Source organism: Prevotella sp. oral taxon 376 (assembly GCF_003043945.1).
Classification (GTDB): Bacteria; Bacteroidota; Bacteroidia; order Bacteroidales; family Bacteroidaceae; genus Prevotella.
Genome location: NZ_PYXG01000001.1, coordinates 414,531 through 434,027, shown reverse-complemented (window position 1 = coordinate 434,027; position 19,497 = coordinate 414,531). Strand labels below are relative to the sequence as shown.

Annotated in this window: 13 protein-coding genes; 8 read left to right on the top strand and 5 right to left on the bottom strand. The window is 51.0% G+C overall.

Features of this window, described 5'->3' with window-relative positions:
• The first annotated feature begins 277 nt into the window (after positions 1-277).
• From C7120_RS01930 to C7120_RS01905, 6 genes are all read left to right on the top strand, one after another.
• Positions 278-661, top strand: coding sequence for a PH domain-containing protein (locus C7120_RS01930; protein WP_107620151.1), 384 nt, complete (start codon positions 278-280; stop codon positions 659-661).
• Complete coding sequence (gene dacB, locus C7120_RS01925; RefSeq protein ID WP_107620150.1) at positions 658-1,923, top strand: D-alanyl-D-alanine carboxypeptidase/D-alanyl-D-alanine-endopeptidase; 1,266 nt, start codon at positions 658-660, stop codon at positions 1,921-1,923. The genes C7120_RS01930 and dacB overlap by 4 nt, the downstream gene beginning before the upstream one ends.
• A gap of 371 nt (positions 1,924-2,294) precedes the next feature.
• A complete protein-coding gene (locus C7120_RS01920; RefSeq protein WP_107621347.1) occupies positions 2,295-5,453 on the top strand; it encodes a TonB-dependent receptor in 3,159 nt (1,052 codons plus the stop codon).
• A 15-nt stretch (positions 5,454-5,468) separates the two neighbouring features.
• On the top strand, positions 5,469-7,445 hold the full coding sequence (locus tag C7120_RS01915) for a RagB/SusD family nutrient uptake outer membrane protein (protein WP_107620149.1): 1,977 nt from the start codon (positions 5,469-5,471) through the stop codon (positions 7,443-7,445).
• A gap of 43 nt (positions 7,446-7,488) precedes the next feature.
• Positions 7,489-8,817, top strand: coding sequence for a DUF4959 domain-containing protein (locus C7120_RS01910; protein ID WP_158267338.1), 1,329 nt, complete (start codon positions 7,489-7,491; stop codon positions 8,815-8,817).
• A gap of 21 nt (positions 8,818-8,838) precedes the next feature.
• Complete coding sequence (locus C7120_RS01905) at positions 8,839-10,029, top strand: DUF4998 domain-containing protein (protein ID WP_107620147.1); 1,191 nt, start codon at positions 8,839-8,841, stop codon at positions 10,027-10,029.
• A 134-nt stretch (positions 10,030-10,163) separates the two neighbouring features.
• On the opposite strand, the gene C7120_RS01900 is transcribed toward C7120_RS01905, so the two are convergent.
• From C7120_RS01900 to C7120_RS01890, 3 genes are all read right to left on the bottom strand, one after another.
• Entirely contained in the window at positions 10,164-11,870 is a 1,707-nt protein-coding gene (locus C7120_RS01900) for an acyl-CoA dehydrogenase family protein (RefSeq protein ID WP_107620146.1), read from the bottom strand.
• Positions 11,871-11,963: 93 nt separating this feature from the next.
• Positions 11,964-12,986, bottom strand: a complete 1,023-nt coding sequence (locus C7120_RS01895) for an electron transfer flavoprotein subunit alpha/FixB family protein (protein WP_107620145.1) — start codon at positions 12,984-12,986, stop codon at positions 11,964-11,966.
• 14 nt (positions 12,987-13,000) lie between these two features.
• A complete protein-coding gene (locus C7120_RS01890) occupies positions 13,001-13,870 on the bottom strand; it encodes an electron transfer flavoprotein subunit beta/FixA family protein (RefSeq protein WP_107620144.1) in 870 nt (289 codons plus the stop codon).
• A 570-nt stretch (positions 13,871-14,440) separates the two neighbouring features.
• Here C7120_RS01890 and dnaG point away from each other — a divergent pair.
• Positions 14,441-16,408 (top strand): DNA primase, encoded by a 1,968-nt coding sequence (gene dnaG / locus C7120_RS01880; RefSeq protein ID WP_107620143.1) that lies wholly within the window; start codon positions 14,441-14,443, stop codon positions 16,406-16,408.
• An 18-nt stretch (positions 16,409-16,426) separates the two neighbouring features.
• Complete coding sequence (gene cls, locus C7120_RS01875; protein ID WP_107620142.1) at positions 16,427-17,851, top strand: cardiolipin synthase; 1,425 nt, start codon at positions 16,427-16,429, stop codon at positions 17,849-17,851.
• A gap of 199 nt (positions 17,852-18,050) precedes the next feature.
• On the opposite strand, the gene rsmD is transcribed toward cls, so the two are convergent.
• The gene (rsmD, locus tag C7120_RS01870; protein WP_107620141.1) at positions 18,051-18,626 is read right to left on the bottom strand and encodes a 16S rRNA (guanine(966)-N(2))-methyltransferase RsmD; all 576 of its coding nucleotides are present in this window, start codon (positions 18,624-18,626) and stop codon (positions 18,051-18,053) included.
• A complete protein-coding gene (locus tag C7120_RS01865; protein ID WP_107620140.1) occupies positions 18,623-19,441 on the bottom strand; it encodes a DUF3822 family protein in 819 nt (272 codons plus the stop codon). The genes rsmD and C7120_RS01865 overlap by 4 nt, the downstream gene beginning before the upstream one ends.
• Positions 19,442-19,497: the final 56 nt, after the last annotated feature.

The window sequence follows — 19,497 nt, the reverse complement described above, 5'->3', positions numbered from 1 at the left end:
TACGGGTTGGAAAATGAAAAGCATGGTCTTGTCCGGCAATCCCATATGTTTCTCAGGACAAAATCGCCGATTTTGTCCCACAATTTCGCCGATTTCGTCCCACGATTTCGCCGATTTCGTCAGATCGGAGGCGGCCTTAAGCTTTTTCGTGGGCGGCCGCGGGCATCTTGGGGATTCAACTTTCCAATAATTAAATAAGGTATATAAAAAGACTTAAAATCTGTCTTAACGGGGCAGAATAGAACATTTTTTTGTAATTTTGCAGGCGGATAATAATATGGATAGGACTTTCCATCATCAGTTTACGCTGCCCGCGAAGTGCTCGATAGCCTTGCTTGCGGTATTGGCTTTCTGGCTGTTTTGGCAGCGGATGCCTGTTGTGGCGCTCATGGTGGTTGTGGTCGTGGTGCTGATGATGGAGCGCGTGCTGCACAGCAGTTATACGCTCACCGACGAATGGCTGTTCATCGACCGAGGCAGGTTTGCCCGACGCCGTGAAATACGCCTCTGCGACATCGTGAGGTGCACGCCGATGACGGGTGTTTTCGGGCTTTCGCGTTATCTGCTCATTGAGTATGGAGCCGGTAGGCTGACGACGGTGCAACTCTCGGAAGAAGCCGCTTTCATGCGTGAACTCAAGAAACGACAGGAGAGGTTATGACGAGATATACGAGAGAAATCATTTGCGGGCTCATGCTAATGGTGGTGCTGACGGCACGGGCGCAGGTGAATGGAAAGAACTTTGAGGACGAAGACAACGGCAACCCGGCAGATGCGGCCCTGATAGACACGCTCCGCAAGGACAGCGTGAACCTGCCTTGGCCGCAGTCGGTGCAGCGGCAGCTCGACCGGCTGATAGGGAGCGATATGTTCAAGACCTCGCAGCTCGGACTGATGGTGTATGACCTCACGGCTGACTCCGCCATCTACCGCCACAATGAACGGCAGATGATGCGTCCGGCCTCGACGATGAAGATCGTTACGGCCATTGCGGCTCTCGACCGCCTCGGCGGCAGCTATCAGTTCAAGACCGACCTCTGCTATACGGGAAAGGTGGAGGGCGGTACCCTCACGGGCGACATCTATTGCGTGGGACACATGGACCCCCGCTTCAACAGCGACGACATGAATGCCTTCGTGGAGAGTCTGAGAAAGATGGGGGTGGACACCATTCGCGGGCGTCTTTATGCCGACAAGAGCTTCAAGGAGTCGAGTCTGCTGGGCGAGGGATGGTGCTGGGACGACGACAATCCCGAGCTTTCGGCCCTGCCTTACGGGCGCAAGGACAGGTTCATGGAGCGTTTTGAGCGCGAGCTGCGCGAGGCGGGTATCGTCGTGCAGGCCTATAGTGTCGTGGGCACAAAGCCTGATTCCGCCTATTGCATCTGCACCCGGTTTCATACCATGGACCAGATACTGATGAAGATGATGAAAGAGAGCGACAACCTTTACGCCGAGTCGATGTTCTATCAGATAGCCGCCTCCACGGACGAGCGTCCGGCCACGGCCGCCGACGGCCGTAAACTCGTGCGGCGTCTCATCGACAAGATCGGGCTGAAAGGCTCTGACTATAAGATAGCCGACGGGTCGGGGCTCTCCTTATATAATTATGTGTCGGCCGAACTGGAGGTGCGCCTGTTGCGCTATGCCCATCAAAATCAGAACATCTATCTGCATCTGCTGCCCTCATTGCCGAAGGCGGGCATGGACGGAACGCTGCGTAACCGCATGGATAACTCTTTCACTCGAGACAATGTGAAGGCCAAGACAGGAAGCGTAACCGGTGTGTTCAGCCTTGCGGGCTACCTGACGGCCTCCAACGGGCACGAGATTTGCTTCTCTATTATTAATCAGGGTGTCATGCACGGCAAGAACGCCCGTGCATTCCAAGACCGGGTGTGCGAGGCCCTTTGCATGCCATAGCAGATAGAATACGGCCTCATCGAGGTTGAAAGGCAGCAATTTCTGTTCTTGTTTTTACCAATTCCTGATGCCAGAGGTCGGTTTTTATTTTCTTGATGATATGCGCTAATGGCCATCTTTGTTGCCAATTCCTTCAGAAACCGGAATCCCGTGCGTCGCCGCCAATCTCTTCCCTTGAATGTCTTTTGCGCAATACTGCACAACTTTTTGTTCTCTTTTCGTGGCGGATAAACAATATTTCTTGTTAAAATACTTTGAATTATCTAATATTTTCTTTATTTTTGGAGTCGAGATTCCTAATACCTAAAGGCTGAAATCCTTTCTGAAAGGAAAATAACGAAGATAAATATATCCTTAATAATATAATGAAAATGAACAAGAAATGTAGTTTAGCGTTATCGTTGCTGCTAATCCTATTCTTTTTCCCGATGGTTGCATCCGGGCAAGAGATTACGGTTAAAGGTAAGGTAATCGAGAAAGAAACGGGAGATCCTTTGCCAGGTGTTAGTATCGTTGTCGAGAAAAGCACAAAAGGAGTCATCTCGGACTTGGACGGTTCGTATGAGATCAAGGTAAGGGCAGCAGATAAACTTGTCTATAGTTTTATCGGTAAGCAGACTCAAACTATTGCCGTTGGCGGACGGACAAAGATTGATGTTGCCTTGACCGATCAAGGTAATGAACTTGAAAGTGTTACCGTTGTCGCTTTCGGTAAGCAGAAGAAGGAGAGTGTGGTGAGTTCCATTACGACGGTGAATGTCAACGACCTTCGTGTGCCTTCGAGCAACTTCACATCGTCTTTGGCAGGAAATGTGGCAGGACTTATCGGCTTCCAGCGTACCGGTGAGCCTGGCGAAGACAACGCCGACTTCTTCATCCGAGGCATCACTACCTTCGGACAAGGCGGTAACGACCCTCTGATTCTTATTGATGGCATAGAGCTCACAAAGGATGACCTTGCCCGCGTTCGTCAAGACGATATAGAGAGCTTCTCGATTCTGAAGGATGCGTCGGCTGCCGCCCTTTATGGTGCACGCGGTGCCAACGGTGTCATCCTTGTTCAGACAAAGCGCGGTCAGGAAGGTCCAGCCACATTCTTTGCGCGCGTTGAGGCATCTATGACGGGCTCAGTAAAGGATGTGAAGTTGGCCGACCCCATTACTTATATGAAGATGTACAACGAGGCAATATCAACTCGAGACCCGCTGGGAGAGCTGATGTTCTCGCGCGATAAGATTGAGCAGACCGGCAAACCAAACGCAAACCGCATAATATATCCGGCAAACGATTGGTACGACATGCTTTTTAAGAATCATTCGACGAGCACTCGTGCCGACTTCAGTGTAAGGGGCGGCGGTAAGATTGCCACTTATTATGTGTCGGCAGCGTTCACCCAAGACAACGGTATTTTGAAGGTGGATCATCGCAACAGCTTCAACAGCAACATTGACTTGAAGCGTTACACCCTGCGTTCGAATGTCGACATCAATGTAACAAAGACCACAAAGCTTGCTATTCGCTTGTCGGGAAACTTCGACGACTATACCGGCCCGCTGACTAGTGGTACTGACATGTATGTCAATGTGATGCACTCTGACCCCGTCTTGTTCCCGGCTTATTATCCCATGGACAAAGAGCATAAAGGCATTAAGCACATCATGTTCGGTAACTATCAAGACGGCTCTTACATCAACCCGTACTCGGAAATGGTGCGTGGCTACAAGGACTACCACCGCTCGCAGATGATTGCGGCCGTGGAGTTTAACCAAGACTTGAGCTTCATCACCAAAGGGCTGAAGTTCTCCACACTCTTCAACCTGACAAGGTATTCTTATTGGGATGTAAGCCGTGCCTATCGGCCTTATTTGTACGCACTCAACTCGTATGACTCGTATACTGGTGAATATCACATCAAACGTATCAAAGAGGACGGAACAGACTATCTAACTTACTCAGAAGGCAAGAAAGATGTGAGGAGCACCATGTATTCGGAGAGCCGATTGTGGTGGAACAACACCTTTGGAAGGAACACTTTGAGTGCGCTGGGTGTTTTTACTGTGAGAGAGAAGCGTGCGGGCAATGCCGGAAGCCTGCTTAAGTCGATGCCGGCACGCAATGTCATGCTGTCAGGCCGTTTCACTTATGCATACGATGATCGTTACTTCACGGAGTTCAACTTCGGTTATAACGGCTCTGAGCGCTTCGCAAAGGGACACCGCTGGGGCTTCTTCCCATCAGTTGCGGCAGGATGGATGCTGAGTGAGGAGAAATTCTTTGAGCCTCTGCGCAAGTATGTCAATAAACTGAAGTTCCGCGTTTCTTATGGACTCGTTGGTAATGACAAGATTGGAAATGAGGAAGATCGATTCTTCTATCTGTCAAATATAAACATGAACAGTAACGCTTATGCTTCTCATTTTGGAGAGACAGGATCGAGTCCTATCATGAATGGAGTATCGGAAAACGGTATAGCGGTGTACCGTTATCCCAACCCCGCGATATCATGGGAGACCGCAAAGAAGGCCAACTTCGGCGTAGAACTTAACTTATTCAACGCTCTTGACCTTACGGTGGAGTACTACACTGAGCATCGCGACAACATCTATATGACCCGTGCCGACATTCCATCGACCATGGGACTGCAATCCTCAATAGGAGCCAACATTGGCAAGACGCAAGCCAGCGGTTGGGACATACAGATGGAGTTCCGCAAGAACTGGAACAAGAACTTGTGGACATCGGCTCGAGCTAACTTTACATACGCCCATGGAACATACAAGGTGTATGAGGAACCCACCTATGCAGAGTCTTACCGTCAGCACGCTGGGCGCTCGCTGGCACAGACATGGGGATACATAGCAGAGCGCCTCTTTATTGACGATAAGGAAGCGGCCAACTCTCCATCACAGGCAGCCTTTGGTTCGCCATACGGCGGTGGTGATATCAAATACACCGATGTCAATGGCGACGGAGTTATCAATAGTGCGGACATGGTGCCCATCGGCAATCCGACCACCCCTGAGATAAACTATGGATTTGGTTTCTCTGTAGGTTATAAGGGCTTCGACGCGTCTGTGTTCTTTGAGGGTATCGGAAATGAGTCGTTCTTCATCAACGCTTCGCCGTACAGCAGTAAGAATTCTGATACTAAGGGAGGCCTGTATCCGTTCTATGCCAGCACGCAAGTCATCAAGGCAATTGCCGACAGCTACTGGTCGGAGGACAACCGCGACATGTATGCTTTCTGGCCACGCTTGAGTTACACCGTGAACTATAACAACACGCAGCCCAGCACATGGTGGATGCGTGACGGCTCATTCATCCGTCTTAAGAGTGCCGAGCTGGGTTACTCTCTGCCGAGGAAGTTGACATCGAAGCTGCACATGGAGAATCTCCGCTTATATCTTAGCGGCACCAACCTGATATGCTGGAGCAATTTCAAGATGTGGGATCCCGAGCAAGGACGCTCTGCCCTCAACTATCCACTGCAGCGTGTTATAAATATAGGTGTTAACATAACATTCAAATAAATTAGGAGTGATAATATGAAAATCAGAAATCTTAAAACAATAGCTGTTGCATTGTTGGCTGCCATGACCTCACTCACAGCCTGCAATGGTTATCTTGATGTGGTGCCGGATGATGGTAATCCCACCATTGATAATGCGTTCAACCTTCGCTCCACAGCAATACGATTCCTTGGAACACTATATTCAAGCATGCCAGGCACTGGACATCCTGCGTATGACCCCGCTTTACTTGGTAGTGATGAGTTGTGCGACCTGTGGGGAAGAAAGGTAACCGCCAGCTCTGGGCGTGTGTCGAACGCAATGACATACATCGCGCGTGGATATATGAACTCGAGCAGGATATATGCCGACAATTGGAACTCGATGTATATTGGCATCCGCGACTGCGACATATTCCTTGAAAAGATAGGTAATGTGCCAGATATGGATGAGACAGAGAAGAACCAGTGGCGTGCTGAGGCGAAGTTCCTCAAGGCTCTCTTCCACTTTGAGCTTATACGTAAGTGGGGGCCGATACCAGTAGTGAAGAAGTCGCTTCCGATGGATGCCAACATAGAGGATGTCCGTGTCTATCGCGACCCGATTGACTCTTGCTTCAACTATGTGATGAAACTGCTTGATGAGGTGGAGCCTAACCTGCCGCTGTCAGTGGATATTACTGAATACGGACGTATCACCCAACCTATATGCGCAGCGTTCAAAGCCCGCGTGGCAACATTCGCCGCTTCGCCGCTTTTCAATGGCAATGATGATGAGGCAATGCTGGTTGACAAGCGTGGCGTAAGGCTTTTTCCTGCAAAAACTGATGAGGAGAAGCAGCAGCGTTGGCAGGAGGCTATGAATGCATGCAAGCATGCCATAGAGGTTTGCGAAAAGGCCAACATTACTTTATATAAAGGTAATGACATAACCTTCCGTATGAACGACACCTTGAAGCTCGACCTTGCTCTTCGCGGAATGATGTGCACGCGCTGGAACTCTGAGATTATTTGGGGCAATACACAGCATTCTGCGGGCAACTTGAATTGGCAGCAAATATCTCCGCCTAATATTCAGTTCTCAGCTACAGATGAAATACGCGCTACATATGTTGCTTCTTTGAGTTGTTACAACTTAATTGGCGTGCCATTGAAGGTGGCTGAGGAATTCTACACAAAGAATGGTATTCCAATTCGTTATGACGCTTCACGTCAAGGACAAAATGAATTGAGAATATTCACTACGGACTCGACGGACAAATGGAGGCTACAGCCCAACTACAAGACCATTAAGCTCAATACTGATCGTGAGCCGCGCTTCTATGCTTTCCTTGGTTTTGATGGTGGCAAATGGCTTGGTGGTTTGCAGAGGTATAACGACTTGAAATCTGACGATGTATATGATGTTGAAAGTAAGCTTGGCCAGAGCCAAGGTCGCTCAGGTAACACTACAGAGACTGGGCCGGTAACTGGCTATATGCCGAAGAAGACTTATCCGTATCAGAACCGCTTGGCTGGAAACAACTCACAGATGTCGACTTATTACTATCCTTGGCCGGAGATGCGCCTTGCCGACTTGTATCTACTCTATTCGGAGTGTATCAACGAGGCTGAAGGCCCTAATGGCGCTCACAGCAACGAGCTATTCGCTTATATCGACTCTGTGCGCATAAGGGCTCACATTCCTGGTGTTAAGGAGGCTTGGGACAAATACAGTACCAATCCTGGGTTCTACAATACACAGGCTGGTATGCGCCAGATAATACATCAGGAGCGCATGATAGAGCTTTGCTTTGAAAGCAAACGTTTCTGGGATTTGCGTCGTTGGAAGGAAGCTCCAAGGGAGTATTCTAAGAACGCTTACGGCTTTAATGTAACGGCTTCTACGGAGGAAGACTATTATAGGAGAACCCTCCTCTATGAAACCGACTTCACTCTGAAAGACTACTTCTGGCCTATTGCGATTACCAACTTGGAGCACAACCCCAATCTTGTGCAGAACTTAGGCTGGTAAATGGGTTATGTTATTGACAAAAAACATATTTAGTATATATAAAATGAAGAAATTAATATTAGCATTCGGTTGCTTTGCGCTCATGGTCGTTGGCTTGATAAGTTGCGGTGATGGCGATCGTGTGGATCAAATAGACAACAGCATCCCTGCTCCACAGCCTGTTAAGGTAACCAATGTAAAACCTATTCCTGGTGGAGCGGTACTTACCATCAAGATTCCAAACGATGCGAATCTCAAAGGCGTGGAAGCTGTTTTCGAGCGTAATGGTACGATTGTCAACCAGCGAGTATCGCGTTATATTGACACATTGTTGGTGGAAGGTTATGCCGATGACAAAGAACATGAGGTCAAGGTTTACGCCTTCAATACCAACGAGGCTACTTCTGATCCGGTTGTTGTAAAGTTCACCCCTCTCACTCCTGCAATAAAGACTGTGAAAATAAGTCTCAAAGAGACATTCGGTGGCGTTAAGATTCATGTTGAGAATAATGTTGACCGCGCCGACATGGGTATCATTCTCTATGCCGACCGCAACACTACCGACATCAATGTGGCTCCTAATGATCGTCATTGGGTGGAGGTTACCACACTGTTTACGGCTGCGAAGGAAATCTATCTTACCCGTCGCGGCATGCCAGCAGGAAAGACATTGTTCCGTACCGTGCTTCGCGATCACTGGGGCAACCTTAGCGAACCTGTAGATACCATGCTCACACCAATGGCCGAAGATATATTGGACAAGAATAAGTTCAACTATCCGGAGGACTTTGCAAAAATAGATAATACCCATGCATCGTCGAGTACATACCGTATTTCAAACCTTTGGGACTGCAAGAACTATCGTCCTAAAGACGGCTCATACGGCGTAAACAATTCTGCGTTATTTGATGCGGCTTCAGGTTCGCCGCGTCCTGCATGGATTACAATCGATTTGGGTCAGACGGTACAACTTAGCCGTATAGGCGTAACACCACGTGGAGATTATCTGCCATGGAGTGGTGCCAATGTAAGATGTCTTGACTTCTGGGGCTGGATAGGCGAAGGTATACCCAATACGCCGGTATCTAGTCTTACAGGCACTTACCCTGGTAACTTCGAGGAAGGCTGGGTTTTGCTCGGACAATTCGAGTATAAAAAGCCTTCAGGCTATCTACCTAATGGTGCGGTGGGCACTATTACCACTGATGACAGGGAATATTATGTGAATGAGGCAGAGTGTGAATTCGACAATACGGTAAATCCTCACGCCTTTGACGCCATTCGCTATCTGCGTGTTGTGTTCACTGACACTTTCGGCACATATGGTACAAATGTAACTACCAGCACCTATCAGCTTGGAGAGCTTACTCCTTATGGAAGCATCATTAATTAAATGTCTTAATGAATAACTGATATGAAAAGGATTATATATATATTTGTTTCTGTGTTTGTGTTTGTATTGATTTTAGGATCATGCAAGGACCAGAAGGACATCTACCAAGAATGGGTGAAGCCCGGAGGTTATGTATATCCGGAGAGGGCCACAGGGCTGACATCAAACTCTGGCTATAATCGGGCTTTGATAAAGTGGGCTTATCCCAAAGATCCGGCTGTAACACATGGCACACTTTATTGGAGCAGTCGCACTGACAGCATAAACATAGATTATTCTTTATATGTGGGGCAAGACAGTATTAAAGTCTATGTTCCCAATTTGAGAGAGCAATCTTATGGATTTGAGGTTGTAAACTATGACAAAGAAGGCAACATCTCTGTTCCATCAGAGGAAATCGTATCGCCCTATGCAGGCATTTGGCTTGCCACTCATGCCGAGCGTCAGATTAATGGAGCGGAGATGAATGGTACTGATGCAGTGGTAAATACCGGCTTTGGAACCGATGAAATGATAGAGACGGAGTATCGTTATGTCAATACCGAAGGCGATACAGTCGTCCTTCCAGAGAAGCAAGGCCTTTCCACAGCGAGCATCATCTTGCCTAACGCAGCCGTTGGAACCCGCTTCCAGTTCCATTCGTCATATTGCCCGAGCAATGGCATCGATACAGTTTGGAACGAATGGCGTACGGCCGCTTTGCCTATTGCAGGCTTCATCTCACCGAAAAGCGAATGGACTGTTACCACCAATACTACCAATGCTACCGACCCGAACAAAATCTTCGATGGAGTGATTGGTACTGGTAACCATACCGGCAATGGATGGTGGGGTAGGAATAATGTCTATCCTAAGATAGTACAAATTGACCTGCAGAAGGAATACATGGTCAATCGCTTCAGACTTTGGCAGAACAGGGACAATAGTTTGGTCCTGCGAACGCTAAACAATGTCTCGGCATACTTGAGTAACAAGCCGTTCAATATGAGTGCTACATTCGCTTCTGACCGCACCACCACAGATCCAACATTCACCCACGCATTGTATAATTCAAGTACGATCTTCTGGAACGGAACCTCCAACTGGAATCGCGCATTGGGTGGATATTTCAGTGTCCGATACATGGCCATTGTGATTTTCAACTCTCGTCGCAACGGCTCAGCTATCCAAGAGCTTGAGTTCTATGGGTATGAGATACCGGAAGAAGAGTAGATTAGCGAAGCTTGCAGTTTGGCTTTAGGCCAGAAGCTGTGATATAAAGAAATCCCGCCAAATGTCAATGTTTGGCGGGATTTTAATTGTTACTTGATTTCAGCCCCGATGTTGTCAGGTTGAAGTTTGCCCTTCTACTCTGCCACAAAGTTCTTCAGGTCGTCGGCATTGAATGCCTTCACATAGGTAGCAGCGCCTACGACGCTCTCTTCCGCCATGCGCACGAACACATTCGCGCTCTTTGCGAAAAGTTCGGGAGCCTTTGTCGCGTCGTCCAGAATCAGCAGCGACTCAATGATGTTGGCGGTCATGTCGTAGAGACGGCGCCCCAGGAAGTCGTGCTCATCTGCGTTCTCGTCGGCTTTCACCTTGTCGATAGACTCCTCGTAGAGAGCGATGAGCTTCTCCACGCGTGCCTTCAGCGGCTTCAGGTCGTCGCTCACCTCACTCTGCAGCATCTCCTTCATGATGTCGAGATAGGTGCCGTTGGTGATGTAGCGGATGGCCGCAACCACCTGCAACTGCGTTGTTCCCTCATAGATGGAGAAGATGCGGGCGTCGCGATAAAGGCGCTGACTCTTGTATTCCATGATGAATCCCGAGCCGCCGTGTATGCTGATGGCATCATAGGCGTTCTGGTTGGCGTATTCAGAGTTGGTGCCCTTTGACAGTGGCGTGAACGCGTCTGCCAGTCGGGTGTACTTCTTCATTTCCTGACGCTCCTCCGGCGTGAGCTTCCCATCTCGCGCGATGTCTTCCAGCGCCTTGTAGATGTCCACATAGCGTGCGGTCATATAGAGCAGCGATCGGCCTGCGTCGAGCTTGGCCTTCATGCGGCTGATCATGCCGTAGACAGCCGGGAAGGTGATGATTTTCTTACCAAACTGCGCACGCTCCTTGGCATAGGCGAGACCTTCGTTATAAGCTTCCTGCTCAACACCTACGCTCTGTGCGGCGATTCCGAGGCGGGCACCGTTCATCAAGGCCATCACATATTTGATAAGTCCCAGTCGGGTGTTGCCGCAAAGTTCACATTTCGCGTTTTTGAAAACCAGCTCACAGGTGGGACTTCCGTGTATGCCGAGCTTGTGCTCGATATGGCGCACGGTAACGCCGCCATCCTTCTTGTCGTAGATGAACATCGAGAGACCGCGGCCGTCGCGGGTTCCTTCTTCCGAACGGGCCAGTACGAGGTGAATGTCAGAGTCGCCGTTGGTGATGAAACGCTTTACGCCGTTGAGTCTCCAGGTGCCGTCGGCATCCTGCGAGGCCTTCAGCATCACGCGCTGCAGGTCAGATCCCGCGTCCGGTTCGGTGAGGTCCATGCTCATGGTCTCGCCTTGGCAGACGCGTGGGATATACTTCTGGCGTTGCTCTTCATTGCCGAATTCGTAGAGAGTGTCTATGCAGCTCTGCAGGCTCCAGATGTTTTGGAAGCCGGCATCGGCGGCGGCAATCACCTCTGAAGCCATGGAGAATATCACATTGGGAAGGTTCAACCCGCCATAGCGGCGGGGCATGGAGAGTCCCCAGAGGCCGGCCTTGCGGGTGGCGTCGAGGTTCTCGTAGGTCTTGCTGGCATAAATCATGCGTCCGTTTTCCAGATGCGGCCCTTCCAGGTCTACGCTTTCCGAGTTCGGCTCGATGATGTTGGCAGCCACATCGCCCGTGATTTCAAGCAATCGCTTGTAGTTCTCGATGGCATCCTCATAGTTTACCGGAGCATCTTCAAACTGGTCTTTGTCTGCATAGTTGCGCTCCTTGAGGTCAACGATGCGCTTCATCAGAGGGTGGTTCAGGTGGAACCCGATCTCTGGATGGTCTGTATAATAATTTGACATAACATTATTTTTTAGGAGTTAGGAGTAAGGAATAAAGAAGTAAGTAGAATAGATCGGATGTCTTATAATACATGTCTTTCCTTACTCCCTTTCCTATTTAGTATTACTCTTATAGTATTTTATCAGTTTTGGAACCACTTCCTCCACACTGCCCGTAATCACATAGTCGGCAATCTGGTTGATGGGAGCATCGGGATCACTGTTTACCGAGATGATGATACCTGCGTCCTGCATGCCCGCGATGTGCTGAATCTGACCGCTGATGCCGCATGCGATATATACTTTCGGATGCACGGTAACGCCCGTCTGGCCAACCTGACGGTCGCTGGCTACCCATCCCGCGTCTACCGCGGCACGGCTTGCGCCTACTTCGCCATGCAGCTCCTTCGCGAGCTGGAACAACATGTCGAAGCCTTCCTTGCTGCCCATGCCATAGCCTCCGGCCACGACGATAGGCGCAGCCTTCAAGTTGTTCTGGGCTGCCTCCACATGGCGGTCGAACACTTTCACTACATAGTCAAACTCCGGAACATACTTCGCTACCTCCGGATACACCACTTCATGCTTCTCCTTGCCGTCGTAAAGTGCCTTTTGCATGACACCTGAGCGCACGGTAGCCATCTGTGGGCGATGGTCGGGGTTCACGATGGTGGCAACGATGTTACCTCCGAAAGCAGGGCGGATCTGATAGAGTAGGTTGTCATAATGCTGCCCGGTCTTCTTCTCGTCGTAGTCGCCTATCTCGAGCTGCGTACAATCGGCCGTAAGACCACTGGTCAGCGACGACGATACGCGTGGTCCGAGGTCGCGGCCGATGACCGTTGCCCCCATCAGGGCTATCTGTGGCTTCTCCTCTTTGAAGAGGTTTACGAGGATATCCGTATGTGGAGCCGATGTGTAAGGGAATAATCCCTCACCGTCGAAAACAAACAATTTATCTACACCATACGGCAGAATCTGGTCTTCCACCTTGCCCTTGATGCCGGTTCCGGCAACTACGGCATGGAGTTCCACACCCAGTTGGTTGGCCAGCTTGCGCCCTTTGGTGAGCAATTCCTGAGATACTTCGGCCACGGTAGTGCCTTCTATCTCGCAATATACAAATACATTATTCATAAAGCACTACTTTGTTAACCGATAATCTTTTCTTCTAACAATTCTTTGACAAGGCTTTCCACATCCGCATCCGATGCCGTGAGAGTTTTGCTTTCTTTGGCTTGGAACACGATATTCTGAACAGCCTTCACCTTAGTGGGCGATCCGGCCAGTCCGCACTGCTGTGGGTCGCCGTCTACATCAGCCACGCTCCACTGGTTCAGGGTGAGATATGGACGCTCTTCGTAAAGCTCTTTCCACGGCTCGTCGCCCTTGCGCTCCATGGGGCAGGTGGCATACTTATACTTCATTACCAGCTTGGCATTGCAGGGGCGGCAGGGAGCCGCGCTGCCATTGACGGTGATAACCACCGGCAGAGGTGCCTCTACGGTTTCCACTCCACCGTCGATATGGCGGCGGATGGTGGCTTTTCCATCTTCAACTTTCAGGATTTCCTCGGCATAAGTAACCTGGTTGAGTCCCAGTTTCTGGGCAACTTGCGGACCCACCTGTGCCGTGTCGCCGTCGATAGCCTGTCGGCCGCCGAGCACGATGTCGACATTGCCGATTTTCTTGATGGCCGTAGCCAAGGCGTAAGAGGTAGCGAGCGTGTCGGCTCCGGCAAAGAGACGGTCGGTCAGGAGCCATCCCGTGTCGGCACCGCGGTAAAGACCTTGGCGGATGATTTCGCCCGCACGGGGAGGACCCATCGTCAATAGGCCAACTGTAGACCCCGGATACTGCTCCTTCAGGCGAAGGGCTTGCTCCAGGGCATTCAAGTCTTCAGGATTGAAGATGGCGGGAAGGGCCGCCCGGTTCACCGTCCCTTCGGCGGTCATGGCGTCTTTTCCCACATTTCTTGTGTCTGGTACCTGCTTGGCAAGTACAACAATTTTCAAACTCATAGAATATATTAATAATGTATATAATTCTTTTTACCGGGTGCAAAATTACTATTTTTTTGCCTTTCTGACAAATAAATCACCGGGAAATGCACAGTTTTGCAGTTTTTGTGCACAGAAATCGAGTTTTGTGCAATGGTTTTCTGCCGGTTTCGCCGTCCCCTCCTGTACCGGTTTTGACAGTCGCCATTCCCGTTAAAGGTGGTGGAAGGAGAAGTTACAAGCGGCTTGTAATCGGGTTACACACAGCTTGTAATCCTGTTACAAACGGCTTGTAATCCTGCCGGAGACGGCCTTTTGGTCTTCGGGTTGATATTAAAATTGCCGAAATGCTTTGTGATCTCTTGAAATTGCAGTATCTTTGCATAAGTCAGGCTGCGCTCGGCAATCTGAGAACAAGTTCGCATTGCGCTCGCTTGCACTGCCTTTGCATAAGTCAGGCTGCGCTCGGCAATCTGAGAACAAGTTCGCATTGCGCTCGCTTGCACTGCCTTTGCATAAGTCAGGCTGCACTCGGCAATCTGAGAACAGGTTCCCATTGCGCTCGCTTGCACTGCCTTTGTCCCAATAGATATGATAGATCGCCAGACGATAGAGAAAATCAAGGATGCTGCCGATATCGTAGATGTGGTGTCGGATTTCGTTACATTGAAGAAGAGCGGAGCCAACTATAAGGGGCTCTGCCCGTTTCATAACGAGAAGACGCCGTCGTTCATCGTTACTCCTTCACGCGGCACCTGCCACTGCTTCGGCTGTGGCAAGGGCGGCGATCCCGTGTCTTTCATCATGGAGCACGAGCAGATGAACTATCCTGAAGCCTTGCGCTGGCTGGCCAATAAGTATCATATCGAGATACAGGAGCGTGAGCTTTCGGCCGAGGAGAAGAAGGAGGAGAGCGAGCGCGAGTCGATGTTTATCGTCAACGAATGGGCTGCTTCTTATTTTGAAGATACCCTGCATAATCATGTAGACGGGCTTGCACTTGGCATGCAGTATTTCCGCAGCCGCGGCTTTCGCGATGATACCATCAAGGCTTTTCGGTTAGGCTACGACCTTCAAGACCGCCGCGCTCTTGCCCGGACGGCCTTGGGCAAGGGCTATCAAGAGGAGTTCCTGGTCAAGACGGGCATCTGCGTCAGGACCGAGCAGGGCGAATTGCTCGACCGCTATGCGGGGCGAGTGGTCTTTCCGTGGATTGGCCTGAACGGCAAAGTGCTCGGATTCACCGCCCGCGTGCTGGATGCGCGCACCAAGGGAGTCAGCCAGAAGTATGTGAACTCTCCCTCTTCCGACATCTTCGACAAGTCGAATGCGCTCTACGGCATCTATCAGGCCCGCAAGACCATCGCCAAGGAAGACCGCGTCTACTTGGTGGAAGGGCAGGCGGATGTGATTTCCATGTATCAGAGCGGTATCCATAATGTGGTGGCGGGGTCGGGAACGGCACTCACATTCCCGCAGATCCGCATGCTGCATCGCTTCTCCTCGAACATCACCTTGATATACGACGACGACCCGGCGGGCATCCATGCCGCTCTCAGGGGTACCGATATGCTGCTCTCCGAGGGAATGAACCTCAAGGTGCTGCTGCTGCCCGAGGGGGAGGATCCCGACAGTTTTGCCCGGAAGAACACGGCTTCCGATTTCCGAAAGTATATAGAGGAAAACCAGACCGACTTCATCCAGTTCAAGACCAGCCTGCTCCTGAAGGGCGAGACCGACCCCCTGAAGCGCTCGGAGGCCATCAATTCCATCGTGCAGAGCATTGCCGTAGTGCAGAATCAGATACTCCGCGCCACCTATGTGCACGACTGTGCCCAGCGCATCGGCATCAGCGAGGCGACCCTTATCCACCAGATGAATCGATTCATCCGCCAGAACAGGGAGCAGAAAGGCAGTCCCGACACCCGTCGGCAGGAAAATATCCAGGTCCCGCAGCCCGCCGTTCAGGCCCCTCCCATCGCCCGCCAGTCGTCGAAAGTGGAGCAGATGCTCGTGCAGATGATTATCTGTCATGGCGAGGAGGTCATTTTCAGGAATGTGGAAGACGAGAACGGAGTGGCCTACAACCTGTCGGTCTCGCAGTATATCGACTACGACCTCTCCGCCGATGGTCTCAAATTCCAGAATCCGCTCTTCAATCGAGTCTTGAGAGAGGCTGTGGAGCATAATGCCGACGAGGACTTTAAGGCCGAACCGTATTTCCTCAACCATCCGGAGCAGGACATCAGCAGGCTGGCCGCCGATATGAGCGTAGACCGATATCAGTTGCTCGAAAGCCTGAGAAACAAGTCGGGAATACCCGAGGCAAAAGAGGTCTCGGAGAAAAACCGGATATCAAACCTCCGCAATCAGACCCTTCATCTCATCGCCGATTTCCGCATGGACTATGTGGAGCGGCATCTTCTTGAACTCAAGAAGCAGATCAGCGATTCGCAAGGTGATGCCGGGAAAATGCTCCGTTTGATGAAGGAATATACCGACATGCAGCAGATTCGCAATGCCCTGGCCAAGAAACTCGGCAACGAAATCATTGTTTAAGACGCTAATTCAAGCACTATGATCTACATCCATTGGCTGGTATTGCTGGTTTATCTGTTTGTAATCATCGCAACCATGATAAAGATTCTGATGGACAACCGTCAGCCCGTCAAGACCCTGTTGTGGTTGCTGGTGCTGTGCTTCGTGCCCGTCGCGGGAATCATCCTTTATTTTTTCTTCGGCCAGAACACGCGCAAAGAGCATCTGATCAGCCAGCGGAGCCTCGATCAGCTTACCAAGCGCAATATGCTGGAGTTCGCCGAGCAGCGCAACATGCGGTTTCCCGAGGAATACAGGGCCCTGATGCGTCTCTATGCCAATCAGAACATGGCCTTGCCCTTCAAGGATAACGAGGTGGAAATCTATACTTCCGGCTATGAGTTTTTCCCCGCCTTGCTCGAAGAGATAGGGCGGGCAAGGCATCACATCCATCTCCTTAGCTATATCTTTGCCGACGACGCGCTGGGCAATCTGATAGCCGATGCCCTCATCGACAAGGCCGGCCAGGGCGTGGAAGTACGCATCATCTACGACGATGTGGGGAATTGGAAGGTGCGGACAGCGTTCTATGAACGCATGCGCGATGCCGGAATCGATGTGCATGCCTTCATGCCAGTGAAATTTCCGGCTTTTACGAGCAAGGTGAACTACCGCAATCACCGAAAGCTCTGCATCGTAGATGGGCGGGTGGGGTTCATTGGCGGCATGAACATTGCCCTCCGCTATGTGAAGGGCACGCGGCGGCAAGGCTGGCGCGACACCCATCTCAAGCTGACGGGTGGTGCCGTCTATGCGCTCCAGCGAGCCTTCCTCGTCGATTGGTATTTCGTGGATCGCACCCTGATTACCAGTCGCAAATATTACCCGAAACTCAATCCTGCCGCTGAAAACAATTGCCTGGCCCAGGTCGTTACGAGCAGTCCGGTTTCCCCCTGGCCGGAAATCATGCAGGGATATGTGCGCATCCTGCTTCAGGCAAGGCGCTATGTCTATATTGAGACGCCCTATTTCTTGCCCACCGAGCCGATCCTCTTCGCCTTGAGAACGGCTGCCGTAGCCGGTGTGGATGTGCGGCTGATGGTGCCGTTGCGTGGAGACTCGAAGCTCATGGAGTGGGCGAGCCGCTCTTATGTCAGCGAGGTCATCGAGGCGGGAGTGAAGGTCTACTTCTATCAGGCTGCCTTCAATCACTCCAAGCTGCTCGTCTGCGACGACAGCCTGTCGTCCTGCGGTTCTACGAATGTGGATTTCCGCAGTTTCGAGCACAACTTCGAGTCGAACATCTTCTTTTATGACGAGGGCATGGCCCTGCGCATGAAGCGGATGTTTCTCAAGGATCAGGCAGACTGTATCACGGTCGCCGAGTTCCTCGACAAGTGGAAATATCCCTTTGTCAAGCGTCTCTGGGAGTCGCTGGTGCGGCTGCTGTCCCCGTTGTTGTAGGATTGGGGAAAGGGCGCTTCTGCCCGTTTATAGCTATATTCTTTGTCTTTGAAAGGAGTGGGCTGCGGTTCGGCTTGGCCAATATGCCGCTGTCGGCGTGACGAACTCGGCGATTTTGTCTGACGAACTCGCCGGTATTGTCCGACGATTTCGCCGATATTGTCGTAGGGGGTGTGGACGGAAGTCTTGTCTCAGCGCCCTATTCGTTTTCCCCGGCGCGATTTTCCTTTTCTTGGAGAGCCGACTGCCGGAAGATGGAGAAGTTCACGCTGCCATAGGCGCGGTGGTCGATGTAGTGCGGATGTGCCGAGAAATCATTCTTCTTGCCATGCTCGAAGACGAGGAGTCCGTCGTCTTCGAGTAGCCCATACTTGAAGACGAGGTCGGGAATCTGTGGAAGTTCGGGCAACGCGTAGGGAGGGTCGGCAAAGATGAGGTCGAACTTCTGGCGGCATGTTTTCAGGAAGCGGAACACGTCTCCGCGGACGAGGATATTCTTGTCGGTGTCCAGCTTCTCCATGCATTGCCGGATGAAGCTGGCGTGGTTGCGGTCGGCTTCCACGCTGACGACCGACGCGCATCCTCTGGAAATCAGTTCCAGCGAGATGCTTCCCGTGCCGGCAAAAAGATCGAGGGCGGCACTGCCTTCAAAGTCCATGTATCCTTGAAGCACATTGAAGATGTTCTCTTTGGCGAAATCCGTGGTCGGACGCGCCTTGAAGGAGCGTGGAATGTCAAAATGACGGCCCTTGTATATGCCTGTGATGATTCTCATTTCCCTTTCAAGAATAAGGTGATCAGGTCGAGCGTGATGCCCTTGATCTGGGTGATGGGTGCACGGTTGAACTCTCCGGCAGGGTTGATGAAGTAGGCCTGACGGATGTATTTCTTCAGCATTTCCAGTATCTGTTCCCTGCCGGAAATCTCTCCGGCGATGCAGAGCTCGTCTTTCTCGGCATCAAGATTCAGCTGGTTCCACACATACAGCAGGAAATAGACAGCATCGTTGGCGCGGTTCGTGTCATAGCTGTTGCAGAATTTGAAGCGGTTCTTATCAAAACTGAAGATGTCGAGCTTGTCGTCGTGGAAGTAGCCGTATAGCTTTCGGTTGCTTCCCGTGAAGCTGCGGTTGTGCATGTAGCTCCACACGGGCTGGACGACAGGCGTGTATCTTACATCCGGGAAATGGTCTTCGATGACCATTTTCAAGTCCTTATTGATGCCGAACACGGCTACGCTGTTCAAGTCGGGTACGATGCTCTGTATGACGGTGTCGTTGTCAGAGTCCGGAAAGCTGTGGCGATAGAGAGCTTCCTTCGTGCTCTCATCGAACTCCTCGACGGGAATCATCAGCACTCTTGTGTCTAACATGACCTGTGCCCGCTGGTAGTCGCGGTTCAGGAGGCTTGTTGTCCTGAACGCTTCCCTCATGTTTGCGGCTGTGGAAATGCCGCTTTTTGCCGTGAATGGCTCATAGGCTACCTGTGTCTCCATTGTGTTGTCGACTGCGGCAAACGACAGGTGCTTGCTGCTGATGCGCAGTGTGATACGAGGGCGCCTGATGATGGTGCTGGTTTCGATTTCCTGCATATTTGGCGGTTTGCTGGTTGCTGTACGGCGGGAATCCGCGATAAAATCTTCTCTGG

What these genes read in the sequence shown, in the direction of transcription:
- cls (WP_107620142.1), top strand. Translation starts at nt 16,427, where the DNA reads ATGATCTACATCCATTGGCTGGTATTGCTGGTTTATCTGTTTGTAATC.
- C7120_RS01890 (WP_107620144.1), bottom strand. Translation starts at nt 13,870, where the DNA reads ATGAGTTTGAAAATTGTTGTACTTGCCAAGCAGGTACCAGACACAAGA.
- C7120_RS01905 (WP_107620147.1), top strand. Translation starts at nt 8,839, where the DNA reads ATGAAAAGGATTATATATATATTTGTTTCTGTGTTTGTGTTTGTATTG.
- C7120_RS01920 (WP_107621347.1), top strand. Translation starts at nt 2,295, where the DNA reads ATGAACAAGAAATGTAGTTTAGCGTTATCGTTGCTGCTAATCCTATTC.
- dnaG (WP_107620143.1), top strand. Translation starts at nt 14,441, where the DNA reads ATGATAGATCGCCAGACGATAGAGAAAATCAAGGATGCTGCCGATATC.
- C7120_RS01900 (WP_107620146.1), bottom strand. Translation starts at nt 11,870, where the DNA reads ATGTCAAATTATTATACAGACCATCCAGAGATCGGGTTCCACCTGAAC.
- C7120_RS01915 (WP_107620149.1), top strand. Translation starts at nt 5,469, where the DNA reads ATGAAAATCAGAAATCTTAAAACAATAGCTGTTGCATTGTTGGCTGCC.
- C7120_RS01865 (WP_107620140.1), bottom strand. Translation starts at nt 19,441, where the DNA reads ATGCAGGAAATCGAAACCAGCACCATCATCAGGCGCCCTCGTATCACA.
- C7120_RS01910 (WP_158267338.1), top strand. Translation starts at nt 7,489, where the DNA reads ATGAAGAAATTAATATTAGCATTCGGTTGCTTTGCGCTCATGGTCGTT.
- rsmD (WP_107620141.1), bottom strand. Translation starts at nt 18,626, where the DNA reads ATGAGAATCATCACAGGCATATACAAGGGCCGTCATTTTGACATTCCA.
- C7120_RS01930 (WP_107620151.1), top strand. Translation starts at nt 278, where the DNA reads ATGGATAGGACTTTCCATCATCAGTTTACGCTGCCCGCGAAGTGCTCG.
- dacB (WP_107620150.1), top strand. Translation starts at nt 658, where the DNA reads ATGACGAGATATACGAGAGAAATCATTTGCGGGCTCATGCTAATGGTG.
- C7120_RS01895 (WP_107620145.1), bottom strand. Translation starts at nt 12,986, where the DNA reads ATGAATAATGTATTTGTATATTGCGAGATAGAAGGCACTACCGTGGCC.